The sequence below is a fragment of the Streptomyces sp. NPDC051582 genome, from assembly GCF_040681715.1.
GTDB lineage: Bacteria > Actinomycetota > Actinomycetes > Streptomycetales > Streptomycetaceae > Streptomyces.
Window position 1 is genome coordinate 144046 of the sequence record NZ_JBFAZJ010000014.1, and the last position, 18671, is coordinate 162716.

At 72.4% G+C, this 18671-nt stretch carries 14 protein-coding genes and 4 riboswitches; of the genes, 4 read left to right on the plus strand and 10 right to left on the minus strand.

The annotated features are described in order from the left end of the window. Nucleotides 1–21: 21 nt before the first annotated feature. The 5 genes from AB0M92_RS20130 to AB0M92_RS20150 are packed head-to-tail and all read right to left on the minus strand — an operon-like array spanning nt 22 to nt 7301. The gene (locus AB0M92_RS20130; RefSeq protein WP_366103586.1) at nt 22–837 is read right to left on the minus strand and encodes an ECF transporter S component; all 816 of its coding nucleotides are present in this window, start codon (nt 835–837) and stop codon (nt 22–24) included. Next, nucleotides 837–2492 carry an ATP-binding cassette domain-containing protein gene (locus tag AB0M92_RS20135; protein ID WP_366103587.1) on the minus strand — a complete coding sequence of 552 codons (1656 nt, stop codon included), beginning with the start codon at nt 2490–2492 and terminating at the stop codon, nt 837–839. Before AB0M92_RS20135 ends, AB0M92_RS20130 begins: the two co-directional genes overlap by 1 nt. After that, nucleotides 2489–3676 carry an energy-coupling factor transporter transmembrane component T gene (locus AB0M92_RS20140; RefSeq protein WP_366103588.1) on the minus strand — a complete coding sequence of 396 codons (1188 nt, stop codon included), beginning with the start codon at nt 3674–3676 and terminating at the stop codon, nt 2489–2491. The genes AB0M92_RS20135 and AB0M92_RS20140 overlap by 4 nt, the downstream gene beginning before the upstream one ends. A 5-nt stretch (nt 3677–3681) precedes the next feature. Next, nucleotides 3682–4599 carry a hypothetical protein gene (locus AB0M92_RS20145; protein WP_366103589.1) on the minus strand — a complete coding sequence of 306 codons (918 nt, stop codon included), beginning with the start codon at nt 4597–4599 and terminating at the stop codon, nt 3682–3684. Further along, nucleotides 4596–7301: a prenyltransferase/squalene oxidase repeat-containing protein gene (locus AB0M92_RS20150; protein WP_366103633.1), complete on the minus strand. Its 2706-nt coding sequence runs from the start codon at nt 7299–7301 to the stop codon at nt 4596–4598. Before AB0M92_RS20150 ends, AB0M92_RS20145 begins: the two co-directional genes overlap by 4 nt. A 163-nt stretch (nt 7302–7464) precedes the next feature. Beyond that, nucleotides 7465–7612, minus strand: a riboswitch (cobalamin riboswitch). 98 nt (nt 7613–7710) lie between these two features. Then, a riboswitch (cobalamin riboswitch) is annotated at nt 7711–7783 on the plus strand. Nucleotides 7784–7914: 131 nt separating this feature from the next. Between AB0M92_RS20150 and AB0M92_RS20155 the strand changes: the two genes are divergently transcribed. Beyond that, a complete protein-coding gene (locus tag AB0M92_RS20155; protein ID WP_366103590.1) occupies nt 7915–9327 on the plus strand; it encodes a hypothetical protein in 1413 nt (470 codons plus the stop codon). Between the two features lie 60 nt (nt 9328–9387). Here the strand turns inward: AB0M92_RS20155 and AB0M92_RS20160 are convergent, their stop codons facing one another. After that, nucleotides 9388–9891: a DUF4430 domain-containing protein gene (locus AB0M92_RS20160; protein WP_366103591.1), complete on the minus strand. Its 504-nt coding sequence runs from the start codon at nt 9889–9891 to the stop codon at nt 9388–9390. 153 nt (nt 9892–10044) lie between these two features. Then, nucleotides 10045–10151: riboswitch (cobalamin riboswitch) on the minus strand. A 276-nt stretch (nt 10152–10427) separates the two neighbouring features. Here AB0M92_RS20160 and AB0M92_RS20165 point away from each other — a divergent pair. Together AB0M92_RS20165 and prpB are read left to right on the plus strand one after the other, a co-directional pair. Beyond that, entirely contained in the window at nt 10428–10742 is a 315-nt protein-coding gene (locus AB0M92_RS20165; protein ID WP_366103592.1) for a hypothetical protein, read from the plus strand. After that, nucleotides 10742–11647 (plus strand): methylisocitrate lyase, encoded by a 906-nt coding sequence (gene prpB / locus AB0M92_RS20170; RefSeq protein ID WP_366103593.1) that lies wholly within the window; start codon nt 10742–10744, stop codon nt 11645–11647. The genes AB0M92_RS20165 and prpB overlap by 1 nt, the downstream gene beginning before the upstream one ends. 260 nt (nt 11648–11907) lie before the next feature. Here the strand turns inward: prpB and AB0M92_RS20175 are convergent, their stop codons facing one another. The 3 genes from AB0M92_RS20175 to aceA are packed head-to-tail and all read right to left on the minus strand — an operon-like array spanning nt 11908 to nt 15691. Then, a complete protein-coding gene (locus AB0M92_RS20175) occupies nt 11908–12780 on the minus strand; it encodes a 3-hydroxybutyryl-CoA dehydrogenase (protein WP_366103594.1) in 873 nt (290 codons plus the stop codon). Then, a complete protein-coding gene (aceB, locus tag AB0M92_RS20180; protein WP_366103595.1) occupies nt 12777–14369 on the minus strand; it encodes a malate synthase A in 1593 nt (530 codons plus the stop codon). Before aceB ends, AB0M92_RS20175 begins: the two co-directional genes overlap by 4 nt. A 35-nt stretch (nt 14370–14404) precedes the next feature. Further along, nucleotides 14405–15691 carry an isocitrate lyase gene (gene aceA, locus AB0M92_RS20185; protein WP_366103596.1) on the minus strand — a complete coding sequence of 429 codons (1287 nt, stop codon included), beginning with the start codon at nt 15689–15691 and terminating at the stop codon, nt 14405–14407. A gap of 371 nt (nt 15692–16062) precedes the next feature. Between aceA and AB0M92_RS20190 the strand changes: the two genes are divergently transcribed. Then, nucleotides 16063–17466 (plus strand): short-chain fatty acyl-CoA regulator family protein, encoded by a 1404-nt coding sequence (locus AB0M92_RS20190; RefSeq protein ID WP_366103597.1) that lies wholly within the window; start codon nt 16063–16065, stop codon nt 17464–17466. Nucleotides 17467–17510: 44 nt separating this feature from the next. Here the strand turns inward: AB0M92_RS20190 and AB0M92_RS20195 are convergent, their stop codons facing one another. After that, a complete protein-coding gene (locus AB0M92_RS20195) occupies nt 17511–18425 on the minus strand; it encodes a cobalamin-binding protein (RefSeq protein ID WP_366103598.1) in 915 nt (304 codons plus the stop codon). Between the two features lie 46 nt (nt 18426–18471). Continuing rightward, nucleotides 18472–18657, plus strand: a riboswitch (cobalamin riboswitch). Nucleotides 18658–18671: the final 14 nt, after the last annotated feature.

Below are 18671 nucleotides of genomic sequence, written 5' to 3' on the forward strand. Positions count from 1 at the left end.
GTCGGCATGCATCGGTCCCTCTCAGGCGCTGAGGTCCGCGCCCGTGCGGTCGAAGCGGACCGGGGCCTGGAAGCGGGCCTTGCGGGAGGCGCGGCGCAAGACGGTGAGGACCGCCGGTCCCGCCAGGCAGACGCAGACGAAGTTGGTGACGGCGCGGCCGGTGTCCCAGCCGAGGGAGGTGGCGAGGTCGAAGGCCAGGTAGCGCTGGAACTGCTCGGTGAAGGGCAGTCCGGGCAGGTAGGCGATGGAGCTGTTCGGATCCAGGGAGAACGGCCAGAAGGACAGGTTGAGCAGGAAGCCGAAGAGGTACCCCGAGACGGAGCCGTAGGCGGCGAGGAGGGCGACCTCTCGGCGGCCGGTGGCCCTGGGGAGGAAGCCGGCGAGCATGCCGACGAAGGCGCAGCCGAACATCTGGTACGGCATCCACGGCCCGACCCCGCCGGTGATCAGCGCGGAGGCGAAGAGCGAGGTGCAGCCGAGGGTGAAGCCGAAGCCGGGGCCGAAGACCCGGCCGGCCAGGACCAGGATGAAGAACACCGTCTCGATGCCGGCCGTCCCGGCTCCCAGGGGGCGGATGGCGGCGTTCACGGCTGACAGGACGCCCAGCATCGCCAGGGCCTTGGAGTTGATGCCGCCCTCGGCGATCTCCGAGACGACCACGGAGAGGACGATCACCAGCAGCACGCCGAAGATCAGCGGCGGGGCGTAGTTCGAGCCGAACTTCCCCGGTGCGACGAGGAAGGGCCAGAAGAAGGCCACGATCCCGAGGAAGGCTGCCATGGAGATGACGGCGGCCGCACGCGGGCGGATCCGGATGGCAGGGCTGAGCGCGGTCATCAGGCGCGGTCCGTTCCTGCTGCGCTGTCGAGGGCTTCGGCGGCCTGGGCGACCGTGAGGTAGGGCAGGGGCGCGAGGATCTTGGCCGTCTGCGGGGCGAAGACCGGCGAGGCGACGATCACCTCGGTGGTGGGGCCGTCGGACACGACGTCCCCCTCGGCCATGACCACGACGCGGTCAGCGGCACGGGCGACGAACTCGACGTCGTGGGTGGCGATGACAACGGCTCGGCCGTCGGAGGCGAGGTCGTCGACGATCCGGATGAGCTGTTCCTTGGCACGGTAGTCGAGGCCTCGGGTGGGTTCGTCGAGGAGGAGGACGCGCGGGGCGGCAGCCAGCTGGATGGCGAGGACCAGGGCGAGTTTCTGTCCCTCGGACAGGTCGCGCGGGTGGGTGGCGTCAGGAATTCCGGGTGTCAGGCGGTCCAGGATCGTTCGGGCCGTGGTCCCGGTCGTGCTCACCTCCGACTCGGTATCGGCCTGTTCGAGTTCCTGCTTGACGGTTTCGAGGTACAGCAGGTCGGTGGGGGTTTGCGGGACGAGGCCGACGAGCCGCCTGGCCTCGGCTGCCGGCAGCCTCCGCGGGTCGGCGGGGGCGGCCGCTTCGTCGCGGGGGATGCGGACGGAGCCGGCCGCGCGGGGCCCTGAGCCCTGGAGCGCCCACAGCAGTGAGGACTTGCCCGAGCCGTTGCGCCCCATCAGGGCCGTGACCGCTCCGCCGCGCAGGACCAGGTCCACTTCCCGGACCGCGGGCACGCCCTGATGGGTGACGGTGATCCCGCGTGCGGCGAGGAGTTCGGGGCGGTTCGCCGGGAGGGGCGGCCGGGCAGGACCGGGCGTGGCGCCGGCCAGCCGGGTGCGCGCCGGGGCCGCTGCCCGTCGGGCGTCACGGATCGACAGGGGCAGCGGGTTCCAGCCGGCGGCTCGGCCGAGTTCCACGATGGGCGGCGCGATGGAGGTCGTACGGAAGACCTCGGCAGGAGGGCCCGAGACGACATGGCCGTCGCCGGGGAGGTGGATGACCCGGTCGGCGTACTGGACCACGCGCTCCAGCCGGTGCTCGGCGAGCAGTACGGTGACGCCGAGGTCGTGGACGAGGCGCGTGACTGCGGCGAGGACCTCTTCGGCGGCGGTCGGGTCGAGCGCGGAGGTGGGTTCGTCCAGGACGAGGATCCGGGGGTGGGCGGTGAGCACCGAGCCGATGGCCACGCGCTGCTGCTGCCCGCCGGAGAGCTCGTGCAGGGCGCGGTGGCGCAGGTCGGCCAGGCCCAGGAGGTCCAAGGTCTCCTCGACCCGCTTGCGCATGGTCGCGGGTGGTATCGCCAACTGCTCCATGGTGTAGGCGAGTTCCTCCTCGACGGTGTCGGTGACGAATCCGTCGAGAGGGTCTTGGCCGACGACGCCGACGACGTCGGCGAGCTCGCGCGGAGGGTGCGAGGCGGTGTCGCGGCCGTCGACGAGGACGCGGCCGTACAGGGTGCCGCCGGTGAAGTGCGGGACGAGGCCGTTGACGGCGCCGAGGAGGGTGGACTTGCCCACGCCGGTGTGGCCGACGACGAGGCAGAGTTCGCCTTCCTCGATGGTCAGGTCGACGTCCTTCAGAACGGGTTCCGCGGTGGCCTCGTACTGGACGGTGACCTGGTCGAAGGTGATCACTTGGCTGCCTCGGTGCGCGGTGCGGGGACGGGGGTCGCGGGGCGGGGTGCCGGGGGCGGTGCGAGGAATCCGGCGGCGCCCGCGAGGAGGATCGCGGCGGCGGGGACGAAGGGGAGGGTGGGCCAGCTGAGCGGATGGACGGACGGGTTCAGTTCGGCGGCGTTGAAGCCCGCGTTGCTGAAGAGGAGGACCGCCGACAGGATTCCGCAGCCGGCCACCGCCCATTCGGCGAGGAGCCACGGGTCCGGCCGGTAGGTGGTGCGGGTGACGCGTCGGCCTCCGAGACGCAGTCCGGCGACGCAGAGCAGCGCCCCTGCCGCCATGGCGGGCAGCCCCAGCAGCTTCGGCGCGGTGGCGTCCAGCAAGCCGTAGGCTCCGGCGCACAGCCCGCACATGCCCAGCAGCATGAGCACGCCCGTGATCCGGCGGGAGCGGCGGGTGGCGGTGCCGGCCCTGCCGTAGCCGCGCGAGTCCATGGCGGCGGCCAGCCGCAGCGAGCGCTCCAGAGCGTCCTCAAGTACGGGGACGACGATCCCGCGCAGGGCCCGGAGCCCCTTGGTGCGGCCGGCCCTCAGCAGTCGGGCGCGGTGCACCCGCTGGACGCTCTGGACCAGCTGCGGGGCGACGCTGATCGAGACGGTGACCGCGACGCCGAGTTCGTACAGGGCGCCGGGCAGGACCCGCAGGGCCCGTTTCGGGTTGGCCAGGGTGTTGGCGGCGCCGATGCAGCACAGCATGCAGGCCAGGCGCAGGCCGTCGGTGGCTGCGGAGAGCAGGGCTTCCAGGGAGACGGGGCCGCCGAGTTGGATACCTGCGTACCAGTTTGGCGTGGGAATGTGCGGGAGGGAGAAGAGGAAGTGGTCGTGCGGGGTGATGCCGGTGGCGAAGACCGCCCGGAAGGCCACCCGGATCGTGACGACGGTCAGCGCCAGGTACAGGTAGTACGTGAAGCCGCGGGCCCAGGGTGCTTCGGTGCGGCGCATCGTGATCACGTAGCCGAGGACGGCCAGGACCAGGAACAGCAGGAGCGGGTTGTTGGTGCGGCTGACGGCGGTGGCCAGGGCCAGGGCCCAGACCCACCAGGCGACCGGGTGCAGGGTGCGGGGCAGGCGGCGGCCGCCCCTGTCCGGCGCGGGGCGGGACAGGGGCGGCGTGGCCGCTGCGGACGTGATCGTGCGTGCCATGCGGCCTACTCGGTGCGCCGGCGGCGCTTCGCCGCGTACGCGGCAGCTCCGCCGATCAGCAGGACCAGCGCACCGGTCGCCACGGCGGGCAGGTACGAACCGACGTCGTGGCCCGCGTCCGCGGCGGGGGCCGCGTCGACGACCTCGGGGCCGGTGCTCGGTACGCCGGCTGCGGCGGCCGCACTGGGCGGGGACGAGGTCACGGACACGCTCGGCGAGGGGGTGGCCGAGGCGCTGGGGCTGGGCGCCGACGACGGGGACTGCTCGGGGGGCGCAGACGTCGGCCGCTCCGGCTTCGGTCCGGTGTCGGTGCCTGGCGGGACCGGCGCCGCCGTGCGGGTGTCCTTGGGCTCGGGCTGGCCGGCGCCGGTCGGCTCGGCGTTGTGGGCGCGCAGCTGGTCGGGGGTGACGGTGGGCTTGCCCTCCGTCCCCTCGATGTTCGTGCTGCCGAAGATCCACAAGTCGACGCCGCCCGGCTCGGGCTTGTGGAGCATGGCGCCCAGCTGGCTGTAGGTCCAGGTGCTCTGGCCGGGGTCGGCATGCCAGTACGACCAGTACGCGGAGGCGGGCGGGGTCAGCACGCAGGCGTCCTGCTCCGGGGTCGGGTACTGCCTGCCGCCCTGGTGACCGCTGTAGCCGATGCGGCAGATGAAGGCCGGGCCGTCGTGGCCGGTGCCGGTGGTGGCCCAGCCGCCCTGGTTCAGCAGCTCGTACCCGGTGGTGGGTGTCGTGCCGCAGGAGCGGTAGACGGGCCCTCCCCAGTGGCTGAAGTCGACGGCGAGGACGACGCCTGCCGAGGTGGTGCACTGGCCCACGGGCTGTGGGGCGGCCGCGGCGGGCGAAGCGGTGGCGGCCAGGGAGGCCAGGGTCAGCCCGACGGCCGCCGTGAGGTTGCCGAAGGCTCGTACGAAGCGGCTGGTCACTGGTGGCCCCCCTGCCTCGTGCGGCGGTTACGGGCGGCGCGCACGAATCCGCAGCCGAGAGCGGTGAGGAGTACGGCCGCCCCGACGATGCCGATGACCTGCGTACCGGTGTGGGCGAGAGCGCCGCCCCCTCCGCCGTCGCCGCCGGATCCGCCAGCGTCCTCGCCGGGGGTGACGATCTTCGGGGTGGTGGGCTGCGGGGTGGTGCCGTCGAGGCTGCGGGTGAGGGTGCCGAAGGAGATCCCGGTGGCGCCGCCGACGGCCTGGGTGGAGGCGCGCAGGTCGGAGCCGGGTTGGGCGTCCTTGGCGATGTTGAAGCCGCCGTCGGCGTTCTGCTGGGAAGTGAGGAAGGCGAGGGCCTTGGTGATCTGCGCCTTGTACTTGGTGCCGTCGAGGGACAGGCCCTGGACGGCGAGTGCGGCGGAGTTGACCGAGTTCCCGGACGCGCCGGGGAAGCCGCCGTCGGGCTTCTGCCGGGTCGCGATCCAGGCCAGGGCCTTGTCGACGGCTGCCTGGGACTGCTGGTCGGGCAGGAGGTCGAGGGCCATGGCGGCGATCGCGGTGGAGTCCACTTCCTCCGTACTCGGCTCGCCGATCAGGCTGACCCACCCGCCGGAGGGCTGCTGGAGGCTCTTGAGGTAGGTGATCGGTTCGGCCGCCGCGGCGCTCTCGCCCGCCCGGACCTGGGCGATGACGCCCAGCGACTGGGAGAAGACGGAAGTGGCGTTGGCGTAGGCGCCCTTGTCCGCGCAGGAGCGGTCCGGCGCCGGGGTCTTGGCCGGGCACACCGCCCTGGCGAGTGCGGCGATCAGGTCCTGGCCGCCGAAGTTCCGGGGGTTGCGGCCGACGGCTTCGGCGAGGACCGCCGCCTTGCCGAGCGAGCCGCCGCCCGCGTACTTGGTGTGGATGTTCGTCCACTTGTCGAGGGTGCGGCCGGTGCCGTCCTTGCCTCCGTGGTCGAGGTGGTCGACGATCCCGCGCAGGGACGCGTTGTCGGCGCCGGTGGCGGCCAGCGCGTACGCGCCGTCGATGGTCAGGCCGAAGTCGGCGAACCCGGTGCCGGGGGTGCTCTCGTAGTAATGGCCCTGGATGAGCCGTTTGGGGTCGGTGAGGTAGGCCGAGCCCTTCTCGGGGTCCGGGCCGTCGTCGGGCCGGACCGTCGGGCCCGTGGTCGGGGTCGGGCCGGTGGTGGGAGCGGTCGGGGAGGGCGAAGGATCCGGCTTCCTGGTGGTCAGCGTGACCAGGTCGCTCTTGGCTCCGGCGACGACGGCGGGGACGGTGGCGAACAGCAGGGGGTCCGTACCGCCGTCCTCGAAGGCGAAGGCGCCGCCGGGCAGTTGATGCTTGGACAGCCAGGAGACGGCCGCGTCCGCCCGGTCGGTGTCGCCGAGGTGGCGCAGGGCCTGGGCGGCGAAGCCGGTGGCGTACGCACTGCCCGCCGTGCCGTACGAGGCGGCGGGCAGGCCGCCGTCCGCGAGCTGGACCTTCTTCAGGTGGGCGCGGGCCTTGTCCACCGCCTCGCCGTGGCCGCCGGCCCGCTTGAGGGCGAGGGCGGCCAGGCCGGTGGCTCCGGGCTCGCTGTCGCACCAGTCGCCGCGGCGGATGAGCATGCTGGTGAAGCCGCCGTCCTCGCACTGCATGTCGGTGAGCCGGGCCACCGCGTCGGCCGGGGGCCGCACGTCGGCGCCGAGCAGGGCGATCAGGGCGAGGGCCTGGCCCTCGGCCTGGCCGGACGTGGTGCGGAAGTCACCCTTGGCCGTGCAGCCGGGCACCGGTTCGGGCGCGTCGGAGCCGCTGGTGCAGACGTACTTGACGAGGTCGCCGAGGAGGTCGTGCCCGCCGAAGGCGCGGGGGTTGCCGCCGGTCGCTTCGGCCACGAGGGCGAGCCGGGCCGAAGCCGCCGTCTCCGGCGCCTGGTCCTTGCCGGACGGGTAGGCGTACGCGTCGGTCTGCTCGGGCCGGGCGAGGAAGGCGGCCGCCTTCGCGGCCACCGGGCTCTTCGGGTCCGCGGCGGCGAGGGCGAGAGCGGACTCGGCGGTCAGGAGGTGGTTGGGGGCGGCGGAGCCCTCGTCGACGATGCGCTCGCCGTCCTTCAGCCGGCCGGTGATCCAGCGGGTGGCCGCGGGCACGTCGACTGCGCCGGGCGGGACCACCGGGCCCGTCGGATCGGTCGGGCCGGGCGAAGCCTCACCGCCGGCGGCGCGGACGTCGTCCGGGGAGAAGGCCGGCTTGCCCGTGCTGCCGCCGACGTCCGTTCCGCCGAAGACCCAGGCGTCCACGTCGCCCGGCTCAGGGGTACGGGCCATCGCACCCAGCGGGCTGTACGTCCAGTTCTTCTGGCCCGGGGAGGCGACCCAGTACGACCAGTAGGCGGAGGCCTGCGGGGTCAGCTCGCAGGCCTCCTTGTCCGGAGTGGGGTACTGCGTACCGGAGTTGAACGCCCCATTGCCGATCCGGCAGATGAACGCCGGTCCGTCGTGGACCGTGCCCGTGGTGGTGAAACCGGCCTCGTGGAGCAGGTCGTAGCCGGAGGTCGGCGTCGTGTCGCAGCCGCGCTCCACCTTGCCGCCGAACGGGCCGAAGTCGACGGCCACGATGGCGCCCACGGTGGCCGTGCAGTCCTTGACCGGGTCGGCGCTCGCCGTCGTGGCCGGTGTGAGGAACCCGACGGTCACGCCGGATGCGAGCAGCACGGCCGCCATCATGGACAGCAGTCTCTGTCTGGTGCTCGTACCGTGCGCCGGCTGTTCGGTGTCCACCCGCGGCCCCCTCGTCCGTGCCGGGCAAACGGGGTGCGTGGCGATACGCCCCGTACGCGATCCCGCAGGGGCGGAGACGACCACACCGTAGTCCGCGACGGCGTTCTTCGTGCAACGACACGGCCACAGGCAATCCGGCTCGCCCGGGACGGTTCCGGGCCTACGGTTGCGGGTCAGCGCCGGAATTCGACCGGCTTCCCCTGGGGCTGAGTACTTATCAGCCGCCATGGAACACGGCCGCGCCTGCACCGTCAAGGTGGGGTGCGTCTCATCCCGAGGCGCCGGCCTGCGCCGAACTCCCGGATGCTGGCGCACCCTTGATCACTGGGGTAGCGTCCTGGGCTGCCACATGGGGGAATCCGGTGAGAACCCGGAGCTGACGCGCAGCGGTGTGGGACGGGGAGCCGTTCCGAGCCCGAATGCCCATACGGCGACGAAGCAACAGGAAGCCGTACCACGCGTCCCGGACGGCGGCCCTCCTCCCCCGCTCCTGCCGCGGTACGCGCATGGTCCGGGGCCCGGACCGGCCGGCGTCCGCCGATTCCAGGAGCAGGCCATGAACCGTTCCCGCACCTCCCGCCGCCTCGCGCTCGCGGCGCCCGCCGCGCTCGGCGCCTTCGCCCTCACCGTGCTGCCCGCCTTCGCGACCTCGACTCCGGCGCAGGTCGCCACGTCCAAGACGAACGGTGTGGCGTACCTCAAGTCCCTCCAGGCCGCCGATGGTTCCTACGCCGGAGCCGGGCTGTCCAACGAGTGGGCGTTCAGCGCGTTCGCCGCAGCCGGTACCGCGGTCGTCGACGTCGCACCCGGCGGCGACACGACGAAGAACGCCCGGACCGTCTACCGCAACCTGCTCTCCACGTCCGGCTGGCCCTCGGCCTCCCCCGTGGTCACCGACTACGAGCGCGGCACCCTGAACGCGTACGCGGCCGGCATCGACCCGGCCCGCGTGTCCGCCTCCCGCAACCTGATCGCGAACATCTACGGCCACTGGCAGGCGGCAGAACCCGGCTACTTCGGCCCGTCCGGCAACTTCAACGGCACCGTCTTCGCAGCCCTCGCCCTCGGCGGCGCCAAGACCCGGACCGGCGGCGCCCGCACACCCCAGTCCCTCACCGACTCGCTGGTCGCCCGCATCCGCGCCAACCAGCACAACGACGGCGGCTGGCAGTACGGCAAAGCCGAAGGCAATCCGACCGCCCTGGCCACCGCCGGTGACGTCGACATGACCGGCGCCGCCATGGCCGCCCTGTGCGTCTCGGGCGTCCCGAACACCGACACCGACGTGGTCCAAGCCAAGAACTTCCTCAAGGGCAAGCTGGTGACCACCTCGGGCGCCTTCAACTCGATGTACGGCGTCAACACCAGCTCCAACGGCTGGGCGGTGGCCGGCTTGAACGCCTGCGGCATCAACCCGCAGACCGGGGACTTCCTCACCACCGCCGGGAAGACCCCGGTCGACTTCCTCATCGCCAACCAGTACAACCCGGGCGGCGGTTTCAAGTACAAGCCGAGCGACACCGCACCGACGGCCTACGCGTCGATCGACTCGCTCCGAGCGGTGGCCGGCGGCGGCTTCACGTCCGCCCCGCCGGTCCCGGTCACCCCCGGGGCCCCGCAGTGGGTCGCCCAGTCGGCCTTCACCTCGGGCACGGCCACCAAACTGGCGCTCACCGTCGACGACGGCGCGGGCGGCCTGAAGGTCTGCTCCGTCTCCTTCACCCCGACCGCTACGACCACCACCCTCGGCGACGTCCTGAACTCCGCGATCGGCTCCTCCGCCCCGTCCGGCTGCGTCACGAGCGTCACGCCGTCGTCCGGGACCGGCACCATCACCGCCGTCAACGGCAAGGCCGAAAGCGGCTCCGACACCTGGAAGGTGAGCGTGGACGGCTCCGCCTTCGCCGCTGCCGCCCGCGACAAGGTGATCAACGTGGGCGACACCATCGCCCTGCGCTGGGGCGCCTGAGACACGGGGCGGGCGGGGCGCGTGACCGCGCACCCCGCCCGCCCCGTGGGACTGCTCGGATCAGAAGGACGTCCAGACGAAGGACACCCGGTCGCCCGCGTTCAGCTTGAACTGGCAGCCGCCGACCGGGGTGGGCGTGCCGTTGACGGATATGTTCCAGTAGGCCGAGCCGCCACCGCTGACGTTCTTGATGGTGTCGACGGAGAAGTCGTCGAACGAGGCGTACCAGGTACCGTCCCAGGCAAAGTAGTTGAGGCGTGCGGCGTCGTCCAGGGCGGCGGTCGGGGTGGGGACCTTGCTCGGGTTCGCCCCGCCGTTGGTCCCGTCGCACGTGTGCGTGCCGCCGGTCGCGGTGGTCACGTCGTGCCCCTTGGTCGTGATCCTGCCCTTGAACAGCAAGCCGTCGGGACCTTGCACGGTGAGGCTGACTCTCACGGGGACGTTGGTGTTGACGGGATGGGCGTGGGCGACGGCGGGCACGGCGGTGAGGCCGGCGAGGCCGGTGAGGGCGAGTCCCAGGGCGGCCGTGGTGACGGGGGCACGACGGGTGAGGCTCAGGCGCATGGGGTGGCCTTTCTGACCGGTCGGGTCCGCCGACGCGCCCCCGCAACCGCCCGTCCCCACCTGGAGGGGGCGCATGTACGCGCTCCGGGGCGGTTCCGGTGGTACCGGGCTTCGCGCTGCAGACCGTGACAGTGGAAGCGGATGCTGCCGCGCGGCGGGCATCCCGACTCGCGGCGCAGGTCAGCGCGCCGCACACGGTTGCAGGTCAGCGCCGGATTCCCACCGGCTTCCCCCGATCGCACAGCCATTCGGTTGTGACCCGGCCGCGGCCGGGCAGTGGCATCGTACGGGCAGCGCGCACTGCGGCCAAGTAGCCACCGGATCAACGGCGGTGGGGGCGCCTGGGAGGGTCGTGCACAGATCTTGGTGGTGGCGGGACCTCGCATGGTGCATTCCGTTCTCGGCCGACACCTCGCGCAGATTCGCAGATTCGCTGGACGAACACGGAGGGATTTCGCGGAGTGCCGACGAGGCAAGCGGCCGGCCCGGCGGGAAGGCTGGGCTCGACCGACGAACCGCTTCCTTGGAGGAGTCCCGTGATCGAGCACCACGTCCGCGTCCACCCCAGCGCCGGCCGGCTGCCGCGTGAGCGGCGGCCCGCCCGGAAGCCGGCCGAGTCGCGACCCTCACGCAGGAAGCACCCTGCTCTCGACCCGGCGGCCGTCGTGACGGCCCTCGACCGGGTCGTCGACAACACTGCGGTGACGGTGGCGGTGGCCTCGCTCACGCGCCGCCCCGACACGTACCCCGCCGCCGACCACTCCCGCCCGGCGGGAGCCCGACCGTTCCCTGTCGTGGACACCGAGGCGGTCGCCGCGTACGACGCCATGCTTGCGGAGGGCCTGTTCTGATGCTGCACACGCACACCACCGCGGCCGACCGCCGGCGCACCTTCCGCGAGGCTCTCGCCTCGGGGCGGCTGCTGAGGATGCCCGGTGCCGTCAACCCGTACTCGGCCCGGCTGATCCAGGACGCCGGGTTCGACGCGGCCTACCTGTCCGGGGCGGTCCTGGCCGCGGACCTCGGCCTGCCCGACATCGGCCTCACCACCTCGACCGAGATCGCGGCCCGCGCCGCGCAGACCACCCGGGTGACGGACCTGCCGGTCCTCATCGACGCGGACACCGGTTTCGGCGAGCCCATGAACGCCGCCCGCACCGTCCAGCTCATGGAGGACGCGGGACTGGCAGGGCTGCACCTGGAGGACCAGGTCAACCCGAAGCGCTGCGGCCATCTCGGCGGCAAGGCGGTGGTGCCCCGCGAGGACATGGTCCGCCGCCTTCGCGCGGGCGTCGACGCCCGCCGCGACCGCGACTTCCTGCTGATGGCCCGTACCGACGCCCGGTCGGTGGAGAGCCTGGCCTCGGCGATCGACCGGGCGAAGGCCTACGTGGACGCCGGGGCCGACGCCGTCTTCCCCGAAGCACTCGCGGACGAGGCCGAGTTCGAGGCGTTCCGCGAGTCCGTCGACGTGCCGCTGCTGGCCAACATGACGGAGTTCGGCAAGGGGCCCCTCCTCACCACCGGCACCCTGGAGGAACTGGGCTACAACATCGTCCTCTACCCGGTCACCCTCTTCCGCCTCGCCATGGGCGCGGTCGAGGACGGCCTGCGCACGATCGCCGCCGAGGGCAGCCAGGCGGGCCTCCTGGACCGGATGCAGACCCGCTCCCGGCTCTACGAGGTCCTCGGCTACGAGCAGTACGCGGCCTACGACTCGGCCGTCTTCGACTTCACCCTTCCACCCGGCACCTGAACCGACGAGGTCCCGCATGGCCGGCCCCCGCCCCCGAGGTCCACCGCGGCGTGGCCGGCGTCGTCGCCACCGACCACGCGACCACACGACCACCGCCGCCGCCACAGCTTGGCGCCGGTCCGACCGGACCCGGGCCTGCGCTGCTCCGAACACCTCCACATGTGCTTCGGCGCGGTTCGGGGGTGCGACGGACACCACTCCGCCGCACCCCGTTCCACCACGCTGCCGGGACCCTCGGCCCGGCCGCGGAACCGGGCCCCTCAGCGGTCCCGGTCGTAGGTGTGGAACCCGCGGCCGCTCTTGCGGCCCAGCAGCCCTGCCTGCACCATCCGCATCAGCAGCGGGGGCGGGGCGTAGAGGGGTTCCTTGAACTCGTCGTAGAGGGACTCCGCGATGGCGGCGACGGTGTCGAGGCCGATGAGGTCGGCGAGCTTCAGCGGGCCCATCGGGTGGGCGCAGCCGAGCTCCATTCCGGCGTCGACGTCGGCCGCGGTCGCGAAACCGGACTCGGCCATCCGGACGGCCGACAGCAGGTACGGGACGAGGAGGGCGTTGACGACGAAGCCGGCCCGGTCCCGCGACCGGATCGCCGTCTTCCCCAGGGTGTCCCGGGCGAAGGCCTCCACCGTCTCCAGGGTGTCCCGGGAGGTGTGCAGCGAGGAGACGACCTCCACCAGCGGCAGCACGGGCACCGGGTTGAAGAAGTGCAGCCCGACGACCCGGTCGGCGCGGCCCGTGGCCATGCCCAGGCGCATGACGGGCAGGGAGGAGGTGTTCGTCGCGAGGATCGCCCCGCGGTCCTCGACGATCTTGTCCAGGGCCGCGAAGGTCTCGGCCTTGACGTCCGCGCTCTCGGTCACCGCTTCGATGACGAGCTGCCGGTCGGCGAGGTCGTCGAGGCTGCCGGTGAAGACCAGCCGGGCGAGTGCGTCCTCGGCGGAGAGCCGGTCCAGCTTGCCGCGCTGGACGGCCCGTTCGAGGGATGCGGCGACCCGCTCACGGGCCGCCCCGGCGGCGGTGGCTCCGGCCTCGCAGACGACGGTGTCGAGTCCGGCGCGGGCGCAGACCTCGGCGATGCCCGCGCCCATCCGACCGCCGCCGACGACCCCGACCCTGCGGAGGTCGCCGCTCATGACCGTGCCTGCGGGATGCGCACGAGGTGGCGGGTGTAGGCCTCGGGGGTGAAGAAGAGGGGGAGTTCGCCGGCCAGGGCGGTGCGCTCGAACAGCTCCCGCACCTCGTCGACGGCCGCCCAGGGGTGTTCGCCGCCGAGGTCGGCGAGCTCCTCGTCCAGGATCCGGAGCACCGTGTCGCGGTCGAGGACCCGGTGGCGCAGCCATTGCCAGATCTGGACACGGGCGACCTCCGCGGTGGCGGCGTCCTCCATCAGCCCGTAGAGGGCCACGGCACCCTGGCCGCGTAGCCAGGCGTCGAAGTACCGCAGGGCGACGGCGACGTTGGTGCGCACTCCCTGTTCGGTGGGCGGGCCGCTGATCCGCCGTACGGAGAGCAGGTCCGAAGCCCCGACCCGGACGTCCTGGCGGGTGCGGTCGAGCTGGTTCGGACGCTCGCCCAGGACGCCGTCGAAGACCTCGCAGCAGACGGGGACCAGACCGGGGTGTGCGACCCAGGAGCCGTCGAAACCGTCCTCGGCTTCGCGCTCCTTGTCCAGGCGCACCTCGGCGAGGGCCGCCTCGTGCGCCTCGGGGTCCTTGCCGGGGACGTGGGCGGACATGCCGCCGATGGCGTGGGCTCCGCGCTCGTGGCAGGTGCGGACGAGGAGTTCGGTGTAGGCGCGCATGAACGGTGCGGTCATGGTGACCTGGGCGCGGTCGGGGAGCTGGAAGTCGGTGCGGTGGCCGAAGGTCTTGATCAGGCTGAAGAGGTAGTCCCAGCGGCCCGCGTTGAGGCCGGCGCTGTGCTCGCGCAGCTCGTAGAGGATCTCCTCCATCTCGAACGCGGCCGTGATCGTCTCGATCAGGACGGTGGCCCGGACCGTGCCCTGGGGGATGCCGAGGAGGTCCTGGGCGAAGACGAAGACGTCGTTCCAGAGCCGCGCCTCGTAGCGGTTCTCCAGCTTGGGGAGGTAGAAGTACGGGCCGTACCCGGCATCGATCTGACGCTGCGCGCAGTGGAAGAAGTACAGGCCGAAATCGACCAGGGGGGCGGGCACGGAACGGCCGTCGAACTCCAGGTGCTCTTCGAGGAGATGCCAGCCCCGGGGCCGGACCACGAGGGTGGGCAGGTGCTCGCCGAGACGGTATTCCCTGCCCTCGGGCGTGGTGAAGTCGATCCGGCGCTCGGTGACGTCGAGGAGGCTCAGCTGGCCGCCGATGACGTTGTCCCAGGTCGGCGCGGTGGCATCTTCGAAGTCGGCCATCCACACCCTGGCGCCGGAGTTGAGGGCGTTGACGGCCATCCGCCGCTCGGGCGGCCCGGTGATCTCCACCCGGCGGTCCTCCAGGCCGGGGGCGGGCGGGGCCACGCGCCAGGTGCGGTCGGCACGGATGCCGGAGGTCGCGATCGGGAAGTCCAGCGGGGATCCGGCGGCGATCCGGATCGCCTGGCGGCGGCGCTCCTTGAGCAGTTGTTCGCGGCGCTCGCCGAAGGCCCGGGTCAGGCGGCCGATGAAGTCGAGAGCCTCCGGGGTGAGGATGTCGTCGTGGCGGGCGCCCGGCGCCGCGAGGACCCGGACCTGGTGGGTGGTGGCGGTGGTGGTCATGCGCTCTCCTGACGGGTGAGGCCGGGCCGGCGTGTTCAGTGGAACTGCTCTTCTTCGGTGGAGCCGGCCAGGGCGGTGGTGGAGGAGGCCGGGTTGACGGCGGTGGAGACGAGGTCGAAGTAGCCGGTGCCGACCTCGCGCTGGTGCCTGACGGCGGTGAATCCCTGGGCCTGGGCGGCGAACTCGCGCTCCTGGAGGTCGACGTACGCGGTCATGCCGTGCTCGGCGTAGCCGCGGGCCAGGTCGAACATGCCGTGGTTGAGGGAGTGGAACCCGGCCAGTGTGATGAACTGGAAGCGGTAGCCCATGGCGCCCAGCTCGCGCTGGAACTTGGCGATCCGGTCGTCGTCCAGGGCGGCCTTCCAGTTGAAGGACGGCGAGCAGTTGTAGGCCAGCATCCGGTCCGGGTGCCGCGCGTGGATCGCCTCGGCGAACTCGCGGGCCTGCGCGAGGTCGGGCGTGCCGGTCTCCACCCAGATGAGGTCGGCGTACGGGGCGTAGGCCAGGCCGCGGGCGATGACCGGAGCCATTCCGTTGCGGACCCGGTAGAAGCCCTCGGCGGTGCGCTCCCCCGTGCAGAACTCCGCGTCGCGCTCGTCGACGTCGCTGGTCAGCAGGTTGGCGGCGAGGGCGTCCGTACGGGCGATGACCAGCGTCGGGGTGTCCGCGATGTCGGCGGCCAGGCGCGCCGCGTTCAGGGTGCGGATGTGCTGTGAGGTGGGCACGAGGACCTTGCCGCCGAGGTGGCCGCACTTCTTCTCGGAGGCCAGCTGGTCCTCGTAGTGGATGCCCGCCGCGCCCGCCGCGATCATCGCCTTGGTCAGTTCGAAGGCGTTGAGGGGTCCGCCGAAGCCGGCCTCGGCGTCGGCGACGATCGGCGCCAGCCAGTCGGTCGTGTCCGAGCCGCCCTCGGCGGTGGCGATCTGGTCGGCGCGCAGCAGTGCGTTGTTGATCCGACGGACCACCTGCGGCACGGAGTTGACCGGGTAGAGGGACTGGTCCGGGTAGGTGTGACCGGCCTGGTTGGCGTCGGCGGCGACCTGCCAGCCCGACAGGTAGATCGCCTGGAGGCCCGCCCGGACCTGCTGAACCGCCTGGCCGCCGGTGAGCGCGCCGAGGGCGTGGACGTAGTCCAGTTCGTGCAGCTGCCGCCACAGCCGCTCGGCGCCGCGCCGGGCGAGGGTGTGCTCCTCGCGGACGCTGCCGGCGAGCCGGACCACGTCCTCGGCCGAGTAGGTCCGCTCGATGCCCGCCCACCGCGGGTCCGTGGCCCACTTCTGCTTGAGCTGTTCGGCGGCCGCCGTCGTGTTCGTGTCTGCCATGTCGTCACCGTCTCCATGAATCGCTTGGTCTGCCAACGCGCTCGTTCATCACGACGAGTCGTTGGCACTCTGTGCCGCATACCGGGGTCACAGCCGCCGGCCCCTGGGTGGAACTCAGCAATGTTGCAGGTCAGCCGAGCGTGGACTGCCGGGATCTCCGACGTCAGGGCACGAGTCGTGCCGGGAGCGTCCCTCTCGACTGCCGGGTCCGGCGGCCGCAGGACAGACTCTGACAGCGGCACGCAGTGCCATCAATGCGGTACGCATGCCAACTTCTGCGAATCTTCTGCGGCCGTTTTGCCAAGGTTGCGAAGGTCGGAAACGGCAGGATCGTGCGTAACCTGGAGCCGGTCGAGGCCGGAGGAGTTCGGGTGAGCAAGACGTACGCGGGTGCGCGGCTGCGGCGGTTGCGCGAGGAGCGCCGCATGAGCCAGGCCGAGCTGGCCCGGGTCCTGGGCATCTCCCCCAGCTACCTGAACCAGATGGAGCACGACTCCCGCCCCCTCACCGTGCCGGTCCTGCTGCGGCTGACCGAGGCCTTCGGCGTCGACCCCGGGTTCTTCTCCGAACGGGACACCAGCCGACTCGTGGCCGATCTGCGCGAAGCCCTCGCGAACGAGGTCGCCGAGGCCCGGGTCTCCCCGTCCGACCTGGCCGAACTGGCCACCCGGATGCCGGCGGTGGCCGCCGTCCTGCTGGACCTGGGACGGCGCAGCCAGCTCCTGGCGGAGCGGCTCGCGGACACGGCGGACGGACGGGACGGCGGCCCGGCGGCGCCGCGCTCACCGCACGAGGAGATCCGCGAGTTCTTCTACCGCCGCCAGAACTACCTCCACGACACCGACCTCGCCGCCGAGGCGCTCTCCCGGGAGATCGGCATCCGCCCCGGGGAAGTCGTCCGGGTGCTGTCGAGCCGCCTCACCGAGCACCACGGACTCCGCCTCGCCGCGGACTCCGACCGGCTCCACCACTTCGACGCGGGCGCGCGGGTCCTGCACCTGTCCGGCCGACTGCGGCCGGGCCAACAGGCGTTCCGGATGGCCACCCAGCTCGCCCTGCTGGAGTACGGGGCCGAGCTGGACCGGCTGGCCGCCGAGGACTTCCCGCAGGGGTCCCCGGCACACGGCCTGGCCCGGATCGGTATCGCCAACTACTTCGCGGCCGCGCTGATCCTCCCGTACGGCGCCTTCCACCGGGCCGCCGAGGAGTTCCGCTACGACATCGAGCGGCTCACCGATCACTTCGGCATCGGCTACGAGACCGTCTGCCACCGCCTCAGCACCCTGCAACGCCCCAGGCTGCGCGGCGTTCCCTTCTCCTTCGTCCGCGTCGACCGCGCCGGGAACATGTCCAAGCGACAGTCCGCGACCGGATTCCACTTCTCCCGTGCCGGCGGCACCTGTCCGCTGTGGAACGTGTACGAGGCCTTCGCCGCGCCGGGCCGGATCCACGTACAGATCGCCGCCATGCCCGACGGGCAGCGCCACCTGTGGACCGCCCGCGCCGTCACCCGCCACCGCGGCGGCTGGGGCGAACCCGGCAAGACCTTCGCCATCGGCCTCGGCTGCGAGATCCGCCACGCGCCCCGGCTCGTCTACTCCGACGGCCTCGACCTCGACAACGCCGCCGCGGCCACACCCATCGGCATGGGCTGCCGACTCTGCGAGCGCCTCGACTGCCCGCAGCGCGCGGTTCCGCCCCTCGGCCGCCCGCTCGCGGTCGACGAGAACAGCAGCACCTTCATCCCCTACCCGGTGGCCCGTGACCGGAGCTGAGTTGAGCTGAGCTGAGCTGAGTTGAGCTGAGCTGACCATCAGGCTCAGACCAGCCGGCGCGCCTCCGCCGCGGTCACCGGGTCCCCCGCACGCACTCCGTGGAGCACGTGCGCGAGCACCTCGGCGCCGCGGACCACGCGGGGGCCCGGCCGGTTGAAGTACGCGGGCCCGTCCAGGACCCACACCGCTCCTGCCCGTACGGCGGGCAGCTCGTCCCAGCCGGGCAGCGATGTGAGCAGGCCGAGCTCCGTCAGGGTCCGCTCGGGCGGGAAGCCGCAGGGCAGGACGAGGACCACGTCCGGGCGCGCCTCCCGCACCGCCTCCCACGTCATCGGTTTGGTGTGCTCACCCGGCTCGGCCAGCAGCGGATCGCCGCCCGCCGCGGCGATCTGTTCGGGCACCCAGTGGCCGGCGGGCCACAGCGGGTCGAGCCACTCGATGGCCACCACCCCGGGCCGCGGCCGGCCCTCCGTTCGCCGCCGCACCTCGGCGAGCCGGCTCCGCAGCTCGGCGCGGCGCCGCTCGGCCCGCTCGCGTACCCCCAGCAGGTCGCCCACGGTGACCAGGCAGTCCAGCACGTCGCCGAGGGTCTTCGGTTCCAGGCTCAGGACCCGGGGTCCGGCGTCCATGACGCGCACCGCCCGGGTGACGCTCTCGTAGGAGACGGCGCAGACCTGGCAGAGGTCCTGGGTGAGCAGGACCTCCGGTGCGAGCGCGGCGAGGGCTTCGGTGTCCAGGGTGTAGAGCGAGGAGCCGGAGTGCGCCGACCCGCCGACGGCCCGGGAGATCTCCCGGCTGGTGAGTGAGTCCGCGTCGAATTCCGCGCGGGTGACGACGGGTACGGAGGCCACCGCGGCGGGAGGCCAGTCGCATTCGTGGGTGCGTCCAACCAGGTCGGCGGCGAGTCCGAGGTCCGCCACGATGTCCGTGGCCGCCGGGAGCAGGGAGACGATGCGCATGCTCCGACTCTAGGCGCGCCGTTGGCGGGTCTGGACTTACTAGGACGTCCAACTATATGTTCGTGGCACAAGGTCCGCGGTGCAGGGAAGCCGGTGCAAAACCGGCACGGTCCCGCCACTGTGACCGGGGAGTGTGCTGCCATCCACACGCCACTGACGAGGTTGGTCGGGAAGGCGGGCGGCGCGCGGGGATCCGGGAGTCAGGATACCGGCCGCGGATGTTCCGTGTTGTCCACGAGGATGGAG